The 14,032-nt window shown below is 70.1% G+C and carries 16 protein-coding genes; 7 read left to right on the top strand and 9 right to left on the bottom strand.

The features are described from left to right. The first annotated feature begins 109 nt into the window (after window positions 1-109). Together Adu01nite_RS03840 and Adu01nite_RS03835 are read left to right on the top strand one after the other, a co-directional pair. The gene (locus Adu01nite_RS03840) at window positions 110-991 is read left to right on the top strand and encodes a G5 domain-containing protein (RefSeq protein WP_203724842.1); all 882 of its coding nucleotides are present in this window, start codon (window positions 110-112) and stop codon (window positions 989-991) included. A 47-nt stretch (window positions 992-1,038) separates the two neighbouring features. Beyond that, window positions 1,039-1,872, top strand: coding sequence for a nucleotidyltransferase domain-containing protein (locus Adu01nite_RS03835; RefSeq protein ID WP_203724840.1), 834 nt, complete (start codon window positions 1,039-1,041; stop codon window positions 1,870-1,872). Window positions 1,873-1,905: 33 nt separating this feature from the next. Here Adu01nite_RS03835 and Adu01nite_RS03830 read toward each other — a convergent pair whose 3' ends face one another. Together Adu01nite_RS03830 and Adu01nite_RS03825 are read right to left on the bottom strand one after the other, a co-directional pair. Then, window positions 1,906-2,268: a PH domain-containing protein gene (locus Adu01nite_RS03830; protein WP_203724839.1), complete on the bottom strand. Its 363-nt coding sequence runs from the start codon at window positions 2,266-2,268 to the stop codon at window positions 1,906-1,908. 13 nt (window positions 2,269-2,281) lie between these two features. Further along, window positions 2,282-2,596 (bottom strand): 4a-hydroxytetrahydrobiopterin dehydratase, encoded by a 315-nt coding sequence (locus tag Adu01nite_RS03825; RefSeq protein WP_203724837.1) that lies wholly within the window; start codon window positions 2,594-2,596, stop codon window positions 2,282-2,284. 182 nt (window positions 2,597-2,778) lie between these two features. Here Adu01nite_RS03825 and Adu01nite_RS03820 point away from each other — a divergent pair, with 182 nt between their 5' ends. After that, window positions 2,779-3,204, top strand: coding sequence for a (deoxy)nucleoside triphosphate pyrophosphohydrolase (locus tag Adu01nite_RS03820; RefSeq protein WP_203725120.1), 426 nt, complete (start codon window positions 2,779-2,781; stop codon window positions 3,202-3,204). On the opposite strand, the gene Adu01nite_RS03815 is transcribed toward Adu01nite_RS03820, so the two are convergent. Further along, entirely contained in the window at window positions 3,190-4,725 is a 1,536-nt protein-coding gene (locus Adu01nite_RS03815; protein WP_203724835.1) for a long-chain-fatty-acid--CoA ligase, read from the bottom strand. The two genes, Adu01nite_RS03820 and Adu01nite_RS03815, sit on opposite strands and share 15 nt — an antisense overlap. Before the next feature lie 85 nt (window positions 4,726-4,810). Further along, on the bottom strand, window positions 4,811-5,983 hold the full coding sequence (locus tag Adu01nite_RS03810; protein ID WP_203724833.1) for an acyl-CoA dehydrogenase family protein: 1,173 nt from the start codon (window positions 5,981-5,983) through the stop codon (window positions 4,811-4,813). 44 nt (window positions 5,984-6,027) lie between these two features. Between Adu01nite_RS03810 and Adu01nite_RS03805 the strand changes: the two genes are divergently transcribed. From Adu01nite_RS03805 to Adu01nite_RS03790, 4 genes are read left to right on the top strand one after another with little or no spacing between them, the layout of a single operon-like run. Next, the gene (locus Adu01nite_RS03805) at window positions 6,028-6,654 is read left to right on the top strand and encodes a TetR/AcrR family transcriptional regulator (protein ID WP_203724831.1); all 627 of its coding nucleotides are present in this window, start codon (window positions 6,028-6,030) and stop codon (window positions 6,652-6,654) included. Then, window positions 6,651-8,060, top strand: coding sequence for an aldehyde dehydrogenase family protein (locus Adu01nite_RS03800; protein ID WP_203724830.1), 1,410 nt, complete (start codon window positions 6,651-6,653; stop codon window positions 8,058-8,060). The genes Adu01nite_RS03805 and Adu01nite_RS03800 overlap by 4 nt, the downstream gene beginning before the upstream one ends. Then, on the top strand, window positions 8,057-9,145 hold the full coding sequence (locus Adu01nite_RS03795; RefSeq protein ID WP_203724828.1) for an alcohol dehydrogenase catalytic domain-containing protein: 1,089 nt from the start codon (window positions 8,057-8,059) through the stop codon (window positions 9,143-9,145). Before Adu01nite_RS03800 ends, Adu01nite_RS03795 begins: the two co-directional genes overlap by 4 nt. Further along, a complete protein-coding gene (locus Adu01nite_RS03790) occupies window positions 9,145-9,687 on the top strand; it encodes a DUF6886 family protein (RefSeq protein WP_203724826.1) in 543 nt (180 codons plus the stop codon). The genes Adu01nite_RS03795 and Adu01nite_RS03790 overlap by 1 nt, the downstream gene beginning before the upstream one ends. On the opposite strand, the gene Adu01nite_RS03785 is transcribed toward Adu01nite_RS03790, so the two are convergent. From Adu01nite_RS03785 to Adu01nite_RS03765, 5 genes are read right to left on the bottom strand one after another with little or no spacing between them, the layout of a single operon-like run. Beyond that, the gene (locus Adu01nite_RS03785; RefSeq protein ID WP_203724824.1) at window positions 9,684-10,277 is read right to left on the bottom strand and encodes a TetR/AcrR family transcriptional regulator; all 594 of its coding nucleotides are present in this window, start codon (window positions 10,275-10,277) and stop codon (window positions 9,684-9,686) included. The genes Adu01nite_RS03790 and Adu01nite_RS03785 overlap by 4 nt on opposite strands. Continuing rightward, window positions 10,274-11,476: an acyl-CoA dehydrogenase family protein gene (locus tag Adu01nite_RS03780; protein WP_203724822.1), complete on the bottom strand. Its 1,203-nt coding sequence runs from the start codon at window positions 11,474-11,476 to the stop codon at window positions 10,274-10,276. The genes Adu01nite_RS03785 and Adu01nite_RS03780 overlap by 4 nt, the downstream gene beginning before the upstream one ends. Next, a complete protein-coding gene (locus tag Adu01nite_RS03775) occupies window positions 11,476-12,468 on the bottom strand; it encodes a phosphotransferase family protein (protein WP_203724819.1) in 993 nt (330 codons plus the stop codon). Before Adu01nite_RS03775 ends, Adu01nite_RS03780 begins: the two co-directional genes overlap by 1 nt. Further along, entirely contained in the window at window positions 12,465-13,250 is a 786-nt protein-coding gene (locus tag Adu01nite_RS03770) for an SDR family oxidoreductase (RefSeq protein WP_438871066.1), read from the bottom strand. The genes Adu01nite_RS03775 and Adu01nite_RS03770 overlap by 4 nt, the downstream gene beginning before the upstream one ends. Next, complete coding sequence (locus Adu01nite_RS03765) at window positions 13,247-13,990, bottom strand: SDR family oxidoreductase (RefSeq protein ID WP_203724817.1); 744 nt, start codon at window positions 13,988-13,990, stop codon at window positions 13,247-13,249. The genes Adu01nite_RS03770 and Adu01nite_RS03765 overlap by 4 nt, the downstream gene beginning before the upstream one ends. Between the last annotated feature and the right edge of the window lie 42 nt (window positions 13,991-14,032).

Raw genomic sequence — 14,032 nt, 5'->3', positions numbered from 1 at the left:
TGATCGGCTCGCCAGGGAAAGGCCAGATGCTTGCCTTGAAAGCAGCGCAAGGCACAATGCTCTGGTGCAAAACCAGACAACTAGTGACTCGTGGCAGAAACTGCTCGAAATGCCACGAAAGTCTTGGTGGGCAAGGCTGCCCTTCGGGGTACGGATGGCGGCCGGCACCGGTGCGCTGCTGATCTTCGTCGGTGGTGGGGTGGCCGGCGTCGCCGCGCTGACCAGGGACGACGGCGGAAAGACCCAGGCCGTGGCCGAGGCGGGGCAGGCTGCGGCCGGTTCGCCGGCCCGGCCGTCGACCGGCGATGGCCTGGCGCCGATCCAGCGGGAGCCGGTGCCCGGGCAGGCCGGCGCGGTCGAGGCGCAGGCTCAGGCGCACGCCAAGGCGCAGGTCCAGGCGCGGGCGCAGGCCCGCGACATCCAGCCGGCCGACCGCACCGCCACCCGCGACCCGGCATCGGTCGCGGCACGGCCGGCCCCGCGCGCGCCGGGCGCTGCGGTGCCCCCGCGCCGCGCGCCGACCGCGCCGCGCGCTCCCGGCGCTCCGGCCGCGCCGGCCGGACCGGTCACCACCGTCCAGACCGAGGTGGAGACCCGGGAGATCCCGTTCGAGACGCGGCTGGTCCGCGATCCGGCTCTCCCGCGCGGCGCCAAACGGATCGAGACGCCCGGCCTTCCCGGCGTGGAGACGCTGCGTTACCAGGTCACCGTCGTCGACGGGCAGACCACCGACCGGCAGCTGATCGACGCGACCGTCACCACGCAGCCGCAGCATCGGATCGTCGCGTTCGGGACCCGGCTGGGGATGAACCATGACCGTGACTCGGAATGCGGCGATGCGCTGCGGCTCTGCGTTCCGCTCGGCCGTAGGGCGGCCTGCCCGCCGGAGGAGCGCGCGGAGAACGCCGGGGTGCTCAACCTCGGCGGCTCGGTCACCGTGGCGGACGAGGACGTCGCGATCCTCAACGAAATCGGCGAACTGGCCTGCTGAACGAGAATCCGCTGTCGCTCGGCCGGAACCCGGGGAAGACTTGATCCGTGCCGCTGACCGATGAACGTCTGATCGAACTGGCCCGCAGCGTGGCCGAGGTGCCCGGGGTGGTCGGCATCGTCCTCGGCGGCAGCCGGGCGCGTGGCTCGCACGCCGACGACTCCGACACCGACGTGGGCCTCTACTACCGCACCCCGCTGGATGTGGACCGGCTCGACCGGCTGGCCAAGTCGGTGGCCGGCCCGTCCGCGGTCGTCACGGCGCCGGGCGGGTGGGGGCCGTGGGTCGACGGCGGCGGCTGGCTGAAGATCGACGACCACCCGGTCGACTGGATCTATCGCGACCTCGACCGGGTGCAGGCCGTCTACACCGACGCCGAGCAGGGGAAATACGCGTTCCATCAGCAGAACGGGCATCCGCTCGGCTTCCCCGACCATGCGTATGCGGGGGAGCTGGCCCTCAGCCGCATCCTGGTGGACCACACCGGCGAGCTGACCGCGCTGCGGGAGAAGCTGCGGGTCTTCCCGCCGAAGCTGTCCGAGGCGCTGGTCGCCGGGCTGTGGGAGGCGGATTTCCTGGTCGCGCTGGCCCGTAAGGCGGTCTCCCGGCGGGACAGCGCCTACGTGGCCGGGTGCCTCTTCCGGGTGGTCGGGGTGTGCGCGCACGCCCTGCACGGGGCGGCCGGTCGCTGGCTGATCAACGAGAAGGGCGCGGTGGCCGCGGCGGCCGGGCTGCCGGGGGCGCCGGCCGGCTTCCGGGCCCGGGTGGACGCGACCTTCGCCGGCATCGACGGTGACCCGCTGCACCTGTCGGCGGCGATCGACGCGGCCGCCGACCTGGTGCTGGAGACCGCGGACGCGTGCACAGCGATGATGCGCTGAGCCGGAGCGGGCGCGGCCCGCTCCGGGGTAACGTCACGAAGCGTAGTGCAGGATCACATTGTGTACGTGCTGGGTCTTCTCCACGCCGCGGAACTCGACCTCGTGCTGGTGGGTGCCGACGGTGATGACGATGGTGCCGGAGGAGAAGAACTCGCCGGCCCAGCTCTTGTTGCTGACCACGCTGACGCTGCTCACCTTGCTGTACGGGATGCTGGTGATCGCGAAGCGCTTACCCACGAACGACTTGTCCTGGATGATGACGCGGCGGTTGGTCAGCCCGATGAAGCCGGTGCCGGCCCCGATCGCGTCGTAGACGGCAATGATCTGCTCGCCCTCGAGCAGGCCGCTCTGGATCTGCTGGAGCTGGCCCTTGTTGTCGTAGATGACGTCGCTCATGGCCCGAGCGTAGCTACTGGGGGGTACCGATGACCGTGCGGTAGAAATCCTCGATCCGCGCGGCCAGGGTGACCTCACCGTCAGTGATGGCCTCGCCGTCTCGATCACCCAAGCAGATCTGAGTGTGACCGTCGAGACGCCGGATAGTGGGGCGTATGCGCAATGTGTCCGCCGCCACCTTGATTCGTTCCGTCAATGCGGCATGCTGACTTTCGTCGCATACCAGTTCGCGCTTCAGCTGGACGCCGTCGCGTTCCCACCCGCTCAGCAGAGCAAGTGCGTCGGTCAGATAGTCGGACCGGGTCCCCCGCCGTCTTCTGGCCCGCATCGCCGCACCCCCTAGGCGTCGTTGCCGGCTTGTGGCCAAACTGTCGCCGTGTCGTCATGGTCGGTGCCCACAGTCTTGTCTTTTGCGCTAACCATGTCCACGCCCACATATCCGTGTTTGCGTGACGATCGGGACGGCTCGGGCAGACTGAACGGTGAACTTTTATGGGAAGCTTTGATCTCATGCCGGGGGAACAGCACGTCAGCGCCGTGAAGTCACGCAAAGTGATCGTTGCGGCAGCCATCATCACCGACGGTCGCGTTCTCGCGTGCGAACGCTCCGCGCCACCCGAGGTGGCCGGCCGCTGGGAGTTCCCGGGCGGCAAGGTCGAACCGGGGGAGACCGACGAGCAGGCCCTGGCGCGCGAGTGCGTCGAGGAGCTCGGGGTCCGCGTCGAGGTCGGCGCGCGGATCGGCCCGGACGTCTCGCTCGCGCACGGCCGCGCGGTGCTGCGGGTCTTCGCGGTCACCCTGCTCGGCGGCGACCAGCCGCAGGCCCTCGAACACACGGCGATGCGCTGGCTGTCCGCGGACGAGCTGGACTCCGTGCCCTGGCTGCCCGCGGACAAACCGATCGTCGCCGCGCTCCCGCCGCTACTCGCCGTCTGAGTAGGTCTTGCGCAGCTCCCGCTTGAGCACCTTCATGCTCGGGCCGAGCGGGAGCGCCTCGGCGAAGCGGATCTTGCGGGGGTATTTGTGCCGGCCGAGCTTCTCCTTCGACCATTCGATGAGCTCGTCGGCCGTGATACCGCCCGGGTCGGCCACCACCACCGCGCAGATCTCCTCGCCGTGCGTCGAGTCGGGCACGCCGATCACCGCGACCTGCACCACGGCCGGGTGCCGGGCCAGCGCCTCCTCGACCTCGCGCGGGTAGACGTTGAAGCCGCCCCGGATCACCAGGTCCTTCTTGCGGTCGACGATCGTGATGAACCCGTCCGCGTCCTTGGTGCCGAGGTCGCCGGTGCGGAACCAGCCGTCCACCACGGCCTGCGCGGTGGCCTCGTCGTTGTTGAGGTAGCCGGCGAAGACGTTGTGCCCGCGGATCACGATCTCGCCGAGCTCGCCGTCCGCCATCAGCTCGATCCGCTCGTCGATCTCCGGCCGGGCGATCTCCACCTCGACACCCCAGATCGGGTGGCCGACGGTGCCGGCCTTGGTGCCGAACGCGGGCTGGTTGGTGGTCGCGGTCGGCGAGGTCTCGGACAGGCCGTACCCCTCGAAGATCTTTGCCTGGAAAACCTCATCGAACTTTTCGAGTACGGCGACCGGCAGCGACGCGCCGCCCGAGACGCAGAGCCGCAGGGCCGGCAGGCGATCGGCCTTGGGCGCGGCCTCCAGGAGTCCGATGTACATGGTCGGTACGCCGTGGAAGATGGTCACGTTCTCCTTGACCATCAGGTCGATCGCGGCCTCGCCGGAGAAGCGGGCCTGCAGCACGAGCGTGCCGCCGAGCCGGAACGTCCCGTTCATCCCGACGGTCTGCCCGAACGTGTGGAACAGCGGCAGGCAGCCCATCACCACGTCGCCCTGCCTGAGGTCGTGGATGTCGAAGACGTTCACCATGGTGTTCATCACCAGGTTGAGGTGGGTGAGCAGGGCGCCCTTGGGCTTCCCGGTGGTGCCGCTCGTGTAGAAGACGACCGCTACGTCCTCGGCTTCGCGACTGGCGTAGGTCTTCAGCGGCGGCACTGTCGCGGCCGCATCCTCCAAGCGCTCGACACCCGGCACGGCCGGCCCCACCGATACGACCTTGATGCCGGTTTTTTCGGCGGCCGCGGTGGCGTTGGCGAGTTGCGACGAGTGCGCGACCAACAGGGAGGCGCCGCTGTCGCTGAGAACGTAGGCATTTTCGTCGGGGGTGAGCAGCAGATGCATCGGGACGATCGTGGCACCGGCCGCGAGCACCGCGAAGTAGATCCGGGGGAAGTCGGCCAGGTTGGGGATCTGGATGGCAACCGTGTCACCGGGACCAACACCAAGGGCTTTGAGACCTGCGGCGTACGCAAGAGTTTGGTCCCATAAATCGCGATAAGTGATGCGTTCACCGGTCGCGCTGTCGATCACAGCCAATGTTGAGGGATGTTTCCGGGCCGCCTCGGCCAGGACGGTGGCCAAAGACAACTGTGTCATGGCTGAGTCACCTCCGGCATGCCCTTCTGGCCCTCGCCTGCGATGCCGTCGCTCGGTGCGGCAGGGTGCCGCTCGGTGCAGTCGGTCATGCCAAGTGCCCTCCGATCTTCGTGTACCCGCGGAGCAGGTCGCGGGAGATGATCAGCCGCTGCATCTCGTCGGTGCCCTCGTAGATCCGCATCAGGCGAACCTGCCGGTACCAGCGCTCGATCGGGAGTTCGCGGGTGTAACCCATGCCGCCGTGGATCTGCATGACCCGGTCGACGACGCGATTGACCATCCCCGCGCCGTACAGCTTGGCCATCGATGAAGCGTGCCTCGGGTCCCAGCCCTGGTCAACGGTCCAGGCAGCACGAAGAATCAGCCAGCGGGCCGCCTCGACCTCCACCTCGGAATCCGCGAGCATCCACTGGATCGCCTGATTCGTCCCGATCTTCGCGCCGAACGTCTCGCGGGTGTTCGCGTATTCGAGCGCCATCCCCAGCGCCCGCTCCGCGATGCCGAGCGCGTTGGACGGGATCAGGTAGCGACCCTTGCCGATCCACTTCATGCCCAGCTCGAAGCCCTGGCCGATCTCGCCGAGGATGTTGCGGTGCGGCACCCGGACGTCCTCGAAGATCAGCGACGCCGGCCCGCCCTCGCCCATGGTCTGGATGAATTCGGAACGCCAGCCCATCGACTTGTCGACCAGGAACGCGGTGGCGCCGCCCTGGCTGGCCCTCTTCGACGGGTCGGTGACCGCGACGACGATGGTGAAATCCGCGTCGTTGCCGTTGGTGATGAACGTCTTCTCGCCGTTGAGCACCCAGTCGTCACCGTCGCGGACCGCCCGCAGCTTGATGTTGGCGGCGTCCGACCCGGCGCCCGGCTCGGTGATCGCGAAGCACGAGATCCGGTCGCCTTCGATGGTGGGCAGCAGAAATTCGCGCTTCTGGTCCTCATTGGCGTAGTAGAGGATGTTGTCGGCCTCGCCACCGAACTTGAACTGCACGAAGGTGCGGCCCAGCTCGGTCCAGATCAGTGACTGGAGGACGGCCGGCAGGTTCATCCCGCCGTACTCCTCCGGGGTCGACAGACCCCAGAAGCCGAACTTCTTCGCCTTCTGTTGAAGCTCGCGCAACTCGCTGAGCTCCAGTCCGGGCTGGTGGCGGCGCTCGCGGAGCAGCGCCTCCTGCTCCAGCGGCATGACCTCTTTGGTGATGAACTGACGGGCCGTATCGCGAATCGCGCGTTCCTCGTCGGTGAGCGAGAAGTCCATATGATTAAACTAGCGGCGTAAGTTTTACTTGGGAAGGTGCTGCGATGGCGCGACCGAAACAAGCGTTGCTGACCCGCGAGCGGATCGTCGCGGCGGCCGGCACGCTGGTCGATGCCGAAGGGCTGGAGGCGCTGAGCGTGCGCCGGCTCGCCGCCGAGCTGGGCGTGCAGGGCCCGTCGCTCTACAACCACTTCCCGACCAAGGCCGACATCGTCGATGCGGTCGCCGACGCCGTCGTCGAACAGGTCGACCTCTCGGTCTTCGGCGAGAAGCCCTGGCCCGAGGCGCTGCGGAGCTGGGCGCAGGATTACCACGGGGTGCTGACCGAACACCCCAACATCGTGCCTGTCCTGGCGCAGGGCCCCGGCCGCCGCCCGGCCGGCCTCGCCATGGCCGAGGCGGTCTTCGGTGCCCTGGTCGACGCCGGCTGGCCACCCGCACGCGCCACCCACATCGGCGCGCTCATGCGTTACCTGGTGACCGGCTCCGCCCTGGGCTCCTTCGCCCTGGGCTTCGACATCGACCCCGACCTCTACGACCGTTACCCGCATCTGCACAACGCGCCGCGTCTGGCGGCGCATCATCAAGCCGTGGACGAAGGCGCCTTCAACCTCGGCCTCGACCTGCTCATCAACGGCCTGCTGGCTCAATTCGAAGGGACCCGCCGATGACCTCCCTCGACCGACCGCTCCTCTACCTTGGCGGAGAGTGGGTGACCCCGTCCACCTCGAAAACCATCCCTGTGGATAACCCGGCCACCGAGGAGACCATCGCCCAGGTGCCGGCCGGTACGGCCGAGGACGTCGACCGGGCCGTGACCGCCGCGCAGGCCGCCTTCGACGGCTGGGCCGGCCGTTCCCGGGCCGAGCGCGGCGAGGTTCTGGACCGCCTGCACACGGCACTCGCCGCCCGGGCCGGCGACATCGCGAGGACCGTCGGGCTCGAGCTGGGCACGCCCCTCAAGATCGCGAAAGCGGTCCAGGCCGGACTGCCGCTCACGGTCCTCCGCGGGTACGCCGACCTCGCCGCCCGCCCGGTGGAGGACGAGACGATCGGTAACTCCCTGATCGTCCACGAGCCGGTCGGTGTGGTCGGCGCGATCACCCCGTGGAACTACCCGCTGCACCAGGTGGTGGCGAAGGTGGCGGCGGCCCTGGCGGCCGGCTGCACCGTCGTGCTCAAGCCCAGCGAGCTGACGCCGCTCGTGGCCTACCTGCTGTTCGACGCGGCCGACGAGGCGGGGGTGCCGGCCGGCGTGCTCAACCTGGTCACCGGCACCGGCGCGGAGGTGGGCGCGGCCATCGCCGGTCATCCCGGCGTCGACATGGTGTCGTTCACCGGATCGACGGCGACCGGCCGGGCCATCACGCACGCCGCCGCCGACCGGATCGCGCGGGTCGCGCTGGAGCTGGGCGGCAAGTCGGCCAACGTGATCCTGGAGGACGCCGACGTGGTCAAGGCGGTGAAGGTCGGGGTCGGCAACGCGTTCCTGAACTCCGGCCAGACCTGCACGGCCTGGACCCGGATGCTGGTGCACCGGTCGCACTACGACGAGGCGGTCGCGCTCGCCGCGAAGACCGCCGCCGGTTACACCGTGGGGGACCCCTTCGACGAGGCGACTCGGCTCGGGCCGCTGGTCTCGGGCGCGCAGCGCGATCGCATACGCGGCTTCATCGAGCGGGCCACCGCGCGCCTGGTCGCCGGTGGCCTGGATGCGCCGCTTCCGGCCAAGGGGCATTTCGTGGCCCCCACCGTCTTCGCCGACGTGGATCCGTCCTCCGAGCTGGCCCAGGAGGAGATCTTCGGCCCGGTGCTGTCGATCATCCCGTTCGACTCCGACGACGAAGCCGTCGAAATCGCCAACAACTCCCGGTACGGCCTGGCCGGCGGGGTCTGGGGCTCGCCCGACCGCGCGCTGGCCGTGGCCCGTCGGCTGCGGACCGGTGCGGTCGACGTCAACGGCGGTGCCTTCAACCCGTTCGCGCCGTTCGGTGGCTACAAGCAGTCGGGCGTCGGGCGCGAGTTGGGCGAGTACGGTCTGGCCGAGTTCCAGCAAACGAAGGCGATTCAACGATGAGCGCTTACTTCAACGGGGTGGTGGTCCGCTCGGCCGGGGAACGGCCCGCGGTCGCGGAGCTGCGCCTGCCGGAGATCGGTCCCGGCCAGGTGCGGGTGCGGATCAAGGCGGCCGGCGTCTGCCACTCCGACCTGTCCATGGTGAACGGCACGATCCGCGCGCCCTATCCGCTGGTCCTCGGCCACGAGGCGGCCGGCGAGGTGGTCGAGGTCGGCGAGCACGTCACCCGGGTCGCGGTCGGCGACCACGCGGTCCTCAACTGGCAGCCGCCGTGCCGCGAGTGCTGGTTCTGCGCGCACGGCGAGCCGTGGCTGTGCTCCACGTCGTCCGGGGTGGCCGCCCTGGAGAACGGCGTCACCCTCGACGGCGCCCCGGTGCACGTCTCGCTGGGCCTGGGCGCGTTCGCCGACGAGGTGGTCGCCCCGGCCAACGCGGTCATCGGGGTGCCGGCCGAGCTGCCGTTCGAGCAGGCCGCCCTGCTCGGCTGCGGCGTCCTGACCGGCACCGGCGCGGTGCGCAACACCGCCCGGGTGGCCGCGGGCGAGTCGGTCGTGGTGATCGGCCTGGGCGGCGTCGGCCTCTCGGTGGTCGCCGCGGCCCGCGCCGCCGGCGCCTCCGACGTGATCGCCGTGGACGTCTCCGAGGCCAAGAAAGGCTTAGCGGAAGCGGCCGGGGCAACGGATTTCGTGGTCTCGTCGGACGCGCTGTCCAAGGAGATCCGGGTCCGCACCGCCGGCCGGGGCGCCGACCACGCCATCGAGTGCGTCGGCCGGTCGGCCACGATCCGCGCGGCCTGGCGGGCCACCCGCCGCGGCGGCAAGGTCACCGTGGTCGGCATGGGCAGCAACGACGACCTGGTGCAACTGTCCGCCCTGGACATCTTCTCGTCGTCGCGGACCCTGCGCTCCTCGGTCTACGGCGCCGCCGACTTCGACACCGAGATCCCGCGCCTGGCCGCCGACGTCCTGGGCGGCACCCTCGCGATCGACCACCTGATCTCCGACCGGATCGGCCTGCCGGACGTCCCCGAGGCCTTCGACCGGATGTCCCGCGGGGAGGGAGCCCGGTCGGTGGTGCTGCTCTGATGCGACCGGCGCCGGGCGAGGTGCTGCACTTCTCCGAGGACCCGGCCATCGAGCGCTTCGTGCCGCACGTGGCGGCCACCGCGGTCGAGACCACGCCGTACGTGTGGGCGGTGGACGCCCGCAGCGCACCCAGCTACTGGTTCCCGCGGGACTGCCCGCGCGCCATGGCGTGGGTACGCGCGGGCACCACCGACCTCGATCGCGAGCGCATCATCGGGGCCGGCAGCGGCACCCGGGTGCACGCGATCGAGTACGCCTGGCTGGACGCGATGCGAACCACCACGCTGTACGCGTACCGGCTGCCGGCCGCGGCGTTCGCGGAGATCGCCTCGCCCGGCGCCGACCCGCACGCGCACGTCGCCACCGAGCCGGTGGTGCCGCTCGGTCCGCCCGAGCCGGTCGGCGACCTGGTCGACTGCCACGCCGCCGCCGGCATCCAGCTCCGCCTGCTCGACAACCTGTGGCCCTTCTGGGACGAGGTCATCACCAGCACGGTCGGCTTCAGCGGCATCCGGCTCCGAAACGCCGCTGCTCGGCCTTAGTCTGCCGCCAGCAGCGACGTGATCGTGCGGGCCATGGCGGCCCGCGAAGCGTTCACCGTCAGGCCCATCACCTCGCGCCAGGCCGACCAGGTCGCCCACATGCTCACCGCGGTCAGCGCGTTCAGCTTCTCCTCGTCGCCGCCGATCTCGGCGGCGAAGAGCGTCGCCAACTCCTCGCGCACCCGAACCATGTGCAGCTTGCGGTATTTCTGCAACGCCTCCGAGAACGGCTCCTTCACCGCCGACGCCTTCGCGTTCGGGGTGATCTGCTCCAGCAGGCGGGCCCGCTGCTTGCAGAACGCGTCGATCCGCTCGGGCAGCGGCAGCTTCGCCGAGATCGGGCGGTAGGCCGCGTCCCGCCATTCCAGGACGCGCTGCCCGCTCTCGGCGAACAGCGCCTCCATGTCGGCGAAGTGGCTCCACAGTGCCCGCAGCGAGACTCCGGCCTGCTTGGCGATCCGGTCCGCGGTCGGCCGCAGATCGCCCTCCCGAATGAGTTGCAGGTGGGCGTCGACGATCGCGTTACGGGTGCGTTCGGAGCGCGCCGTGCGGCCGTCGACGCGCTGCGGTGGGGTGGCGGATTGGGTCACTGTGCGCTCCGGTAACGGTTCAACTCCCGTCGGGCCAGGGAGCGTTTGTGCACCTCGTCCGGGCCGTCGGCGAGGCGCAGGGTGCGGGCCCCCGCCCACAGCGCGGCCAGCGGGGTGTCCTGGCCGACGCCGGCGGCGCCGTGAGCCTGGATCGCCTTGTCGACGACCCACTCGGTCATCGAGGGAACAATAATCTTGATGGACTGGATCTCGGTGTGCGCACCCCTGTTGCCGACCGTGTCCATCAGCCAGGCGGCCTTGAGCACGAGCAGACGGGCCTGTTCGATGCGTACCCGGGATTCGGCGATCCAGTCCTGCACCACACCCTGCTCGGCCAGCGGCTTGCCGAACGCCGTGCGGGCCAGCGCCCGGGTGCACATCAGCTCCAGGGCCCGCTCGGCCATGCCGATCAGGCGCATGCAGTGGTGGATGCGACCGGGGCCGAGCCGGGCCTGCGAGATGGCGAAACCGCTGCCCTCTTCACCGATCAAGTTCGCGGCGGGTACGCGTACGTCGTCGAAGTAGACCTCGGCGTGCCCGCCGTGATCCCCATCGGTGTAACCGAAAACCCGCATGCCGCGCTCGACCCGCACGCCGGGCGTGTCCCGCGCGACCAGGATCATGCTCTGCTGCACGTGGCGGGCGGCGGACGGATCGGTCTTGCCCATCACGATGAAGATCTTGCAGTTCGGGTTCATCGCGCCGGAGATGTAGAACTTGTGGCCGTTGATGACGTACTCGTCGCCGTCGCGGGTGATCCGGGTGCCGATGTTGGTGGCGTCGGAGGAGGCGACCCCCGGCTCGGTCATCGCGAACGCCGAGCGGATCTCGCCGTCCAGCAGCGGTCGCAGCCACCGGTCCTTCTGCGCGGCGGTGCCGAACTGGCTCAGCACCTCCATGTTCCCGGTGTCGGGGGCGGCGCAGTTCAGGGCGGCCGGGGCCAGCTGCGGGCTGCGGCCGGTGATCTCGGCGAGCGGAGCGTACTGAAGGTTGGTCAGGCCGGCGCCGTCCGCGCCGGGGAGGAAGAGGTTCCACAGGCCGGCGGCGCGCGCCGCCACCTGCAGACTCGGCAGGACCGACGGCGGCGACCAGCCGTCGTGCTCGGCGAGCGACGGCTCGGCCGGGTAGACGTGCTCGTCCATGAAGGCGAGCAGCCGCTTGCGGTAGTCCTCGGTCTTGGCGTCGAAGTCGAAGTCCATCAGTTCCCCTCCAGCGCCTCGTGGCCGCGCATCACCAGCGGGCCCACCAGGTTGCCGATCGAATCGAACCCGTCACCGACCGTCTGCCCCTGAACGTATCGGTAGTGCACGCCCTCGAGAATCACGGCGAGCTTGAATGCGGCGAACGCCACGTACCAGTGCAGGTCGCTCACGTCGCGCCCGCTGCGCTCGGCATAACGAGCACCCATCTCGCGCAGCGTGGGATGCCCGGGCACCTTCAGCGGCACGGTCGCCCGGCCGTCGCTGACCTGCAGCGGCAGCCCCGCGTAGACGAGCATCAGGGCGACGTCGCTGAGCGGGTCGCCGAGCGTCGACATCTCCCAGTCGAGCACCGCCCTGACCTCGAGGGAGTCGCCGATCAGCACGTTGTCGAGCCGGAAGTCGCCGTGTACGACCGTGCCGGGGCCACCGGCCGGGATGTCCACGGCCAGCCGCGCGTGCAGCTCGTCGATCCCGGGGACGTCGCGGCTGCGGGACGCGTCGAGCTGCTTCTTCCACCGGTGCACCTGGCGCTGGTTGAAGCCCTCGGGCCGGCCGAAGTCGGCGAGCCCGATCGCGGCCGGGTCGAGAGCGTGCAGGTCGGCGAGGGTGTCCACCAGCGACAGGATCAGCCCGCGCAGGGCTTCCCCGCCCATCACCGCCAGGTCCGTCTCGTCGCGGTAGATCCGGCCGTCGACGTGCTCCATCATGTAGAACGGCGCGCCGATCACCGACGTGTCGGTGCACAGCAGCACCGGCCGCGGCGCCGGGAACCCGGCCTTGGCGAGTGCCTCCAGCACCTTGTGCTCGCGGACCATGTCGTGCGCGGTCGGCAGCACGTGCCCGAGCGGCGGCCGGCGCAGCACCCACCGCTGCTCACCGTCGGTGATCGCGTAGGTGAGGTTGGAACGGCCGCCCGCGAACATGGTCCCGCTGAGTGCCCGCGTCGACCCGAGGTATTCCTGCAGCTTCGCCAGGTCGAGCCCCTTCACCGGGCGTTCCCCTCGTGAGCCCGCTGCATCTTGTTCATCCCACCGAGCCAGCGGTCGGGGTCGGCGGCCCGCAACTTGTAGTAGTCGGTCACCTCGGGGTGCGGCAGGATCAGGAAGCTCTCGCCCTCGAGCGCCTTGGCGGCGACCTCGGCCACCTCGGCCGGTTCGAGCGCGCCGTCGGCCAGCAGCGCGGCACTCGCGCTGCCGCGCGTGTTTCCGCGGGTCAGCATGTCGGTGCGCACTCCCTGCGGGCACAGCGCCTGCACGATCAGACCCCGATGGGCGTACGTCGCTCGCAGCCACTCCGCATACGCCAGAGCAGCGTGTTTGGTCACCGCGTAGGACGCGCTGCCGAGCAGGGACAGCAGGCCGGCCGCGCTGACCGTGATCATCAGCCGCTTCCGTTCGCCCTGGTCGAGCCAGCGCGGCAGCAGGTGCCGGCTCACGTAGACGTGCGACATCACGTTGACGGTCCAGTCGCGGGTCCACGCCTCGTCGGGGGTGTTCTCGTCGCCGGCGGTGAGCACCCCGGCGTTCGAGCAGAACAGGTCGACGCCGCCGAGCTCGGTCCACGCCACCTCGATCAGGCGGCGGGTGTCGTCCTCGTTCGCGGCGTCGGCCGGGACCGCCAGCCCGCCGATGTCGCTGGCCACGGCCTGGGCGGCCGACGCGTCGAGATCACTGACGATCACCTCGGCGCCGTCGGCCGCGAATCGGCGGGCCAGGGCCGCACCGATCCCACCGCCGGCGCCGGTGACCACGACCCGCTGCACCGCGGTCACTGCACCGCCCCGGTGAGCAGAAGGCCGCCGTCGATGACGACGGTCTGCCCGGTGATCCAGGCGGCGTCCGGCCCGCAGAGGAACGCGACCGTGCCGGCCACGTCCTCCGGCACGCCGAGGCGCTGCAGCGGGTAGGCGGCCGAGACCTCGGCCTCGCGGCCCTCGTACAGAGCGGTCGCGAACTTCGTCTTGACCACGGCCGGGGCGACCGCGTTGACCCGCACCTTCGGCGCCAGCTCGACGGCCAGCTCCTCGGTGAGGTGGATCAGCGCGGCCTTGGTGACGCCGTAGAACGCGATGCCCGGCGCCGGGCGGACGCCGGAGACCGACGAGATGTTGACGATCGAGCCGCCCTCGGCCAGCCCGCCGCGCAGGGCTTCCTGCACCCAGCCGAGCGTGCCGAGGACGTTCACGTCGATCATCTTGCGGGCCGCGCCGAGATCGAGCGAGCCGAGCGGACCGTACGCCGGGTTGATGCCGATGTTGTTGACCAGCGTGGTGATCGGTCCGAACCGGCCGAGGACGGTGTCGATCACCACGGCCCGGTGGTCGGCGTCGTCGCCCTTGCCGGCGATGCCGATCGCCACCTCCGGACCACCGAGATCCTTGGCCGCCTGGTCCAGCGCCTCCGCGTTCCGCCCGGTGATCGCCACCCGGTAGCCCTCGGCCACGAAGCGTTGCGCGATGGCGAATCCGATTCCTCGACTGGCCCCGGTCACGATCGCCACTTGGTCCGCCATCGCCGCTCCCTTGCTCGATACAAAATATATTCCGGTGTCTGA

The sequence above is a fragment of the Paractinoplanes durhamensis genome (assembly GCF_016862175.1).
GTDB lineage: Bacteria > Actinomycetota > Actinomycetes > Mycobacteriales > Micromonosporaceae > Actinoplanes > Actinoplanes durhamensis.
The sequence above is the reverse complement of the archived record's forward strand: the minus strand, read 5'-3'. Positions and strand labels throughout refer to the sequence as shown.

Excerpts from the sequence above, each read along its gene's own strand:
- Adu01nite_RS03765 (WP_203724817.1), bottom strand. The coding sequence starts at position 13,990 with ATGGCGGACCAAGTGGCGATCGTGACCGGGGCCAGTCGAGGAATCGGA.
- Adu01nite_RS03815 (WP_203724835.1), bottom strand. The coding sequence starts at position 4,725 with ATGACACAGTTGTCTTTGGCCACCGTCCTGGCCGAGGCGGCCCGGAAA.
- Adu01nite_RS03825 (WP_203724837.1), bottom strand. The coding sequence starts at position 2,596 with ATGCGGGCCAGAAGACGGCGGGGGACCCGGTCCGACTATCTGACCGAC.
- Adu01nite_RS03805 (WP_203724831.1), top strand. The coding sequence starts at position 6,028 with ATGGCGCGACCGAAACAAGCGTTGCTGACCCGCGAGCGGATCGTCGCG.
- Adu01nite_RS03800 (WP_203724830.1), top strand. The coding sequence starts at position 6,651 with ATGACCTCCCTCGACCGACCGCTCCTCTACCTTGGCGGAGAGTGGGTG.
- Adu01nite_RS03790 (WP_203724826.1), top strand. The coding sequence starts at position 9,145 with ATGCGACCGGCGCCGGGCGAGGTGCTGCACTTCTCCGAGGACCCGGCC.
- Adu01nite_RS03830 (WP_203724839.1), bottom strand. The coding sequence starts at position 2,268 with ATGAGCGACGTCATCTACGACAACAAGGGCCAGCTCCAGCAGATCCAG.
- Adu01nite_RS03780 (WP_203724822.1), bottom strand. The coding sequence starts at position 11,476 with ATGGACTTCGACTTCGACGCCAAGACCGAGGACTACCGCAAGCGGCTG.
- Adu01nite_RS03795 (WP_203724828.1), top strand. The coding sequence starts at position 8,057 with ATGAGCGCTTACTTCAACGGGGTGGTGGTCCGCTCGGCCGGGGAACGG.
- Adu01nite_RS03810 (WP_203724833.1), bottom strand. The coding sequence starts at position 5,983 with ATGGACTTCTCGCTCACCGACGAGGAACGCGCGATTCGCGATACGGCC.
- Adu01nite_RS03840 (WP_203724842.1), top strand. The coding sequence starts at position 110 with ATGCCACGAAAGTCTTGGTGGGCAAGGCTGCCCTTCGGGGTACGGATG.
- Adu01nite_RS03820 (WP_203725120.1), top strand. The coding sequence starts at position 2,779 with ATGCCGGGGGAACAGCACGTCAGCGCCGTGAAGTCACGCAAAGTGATC.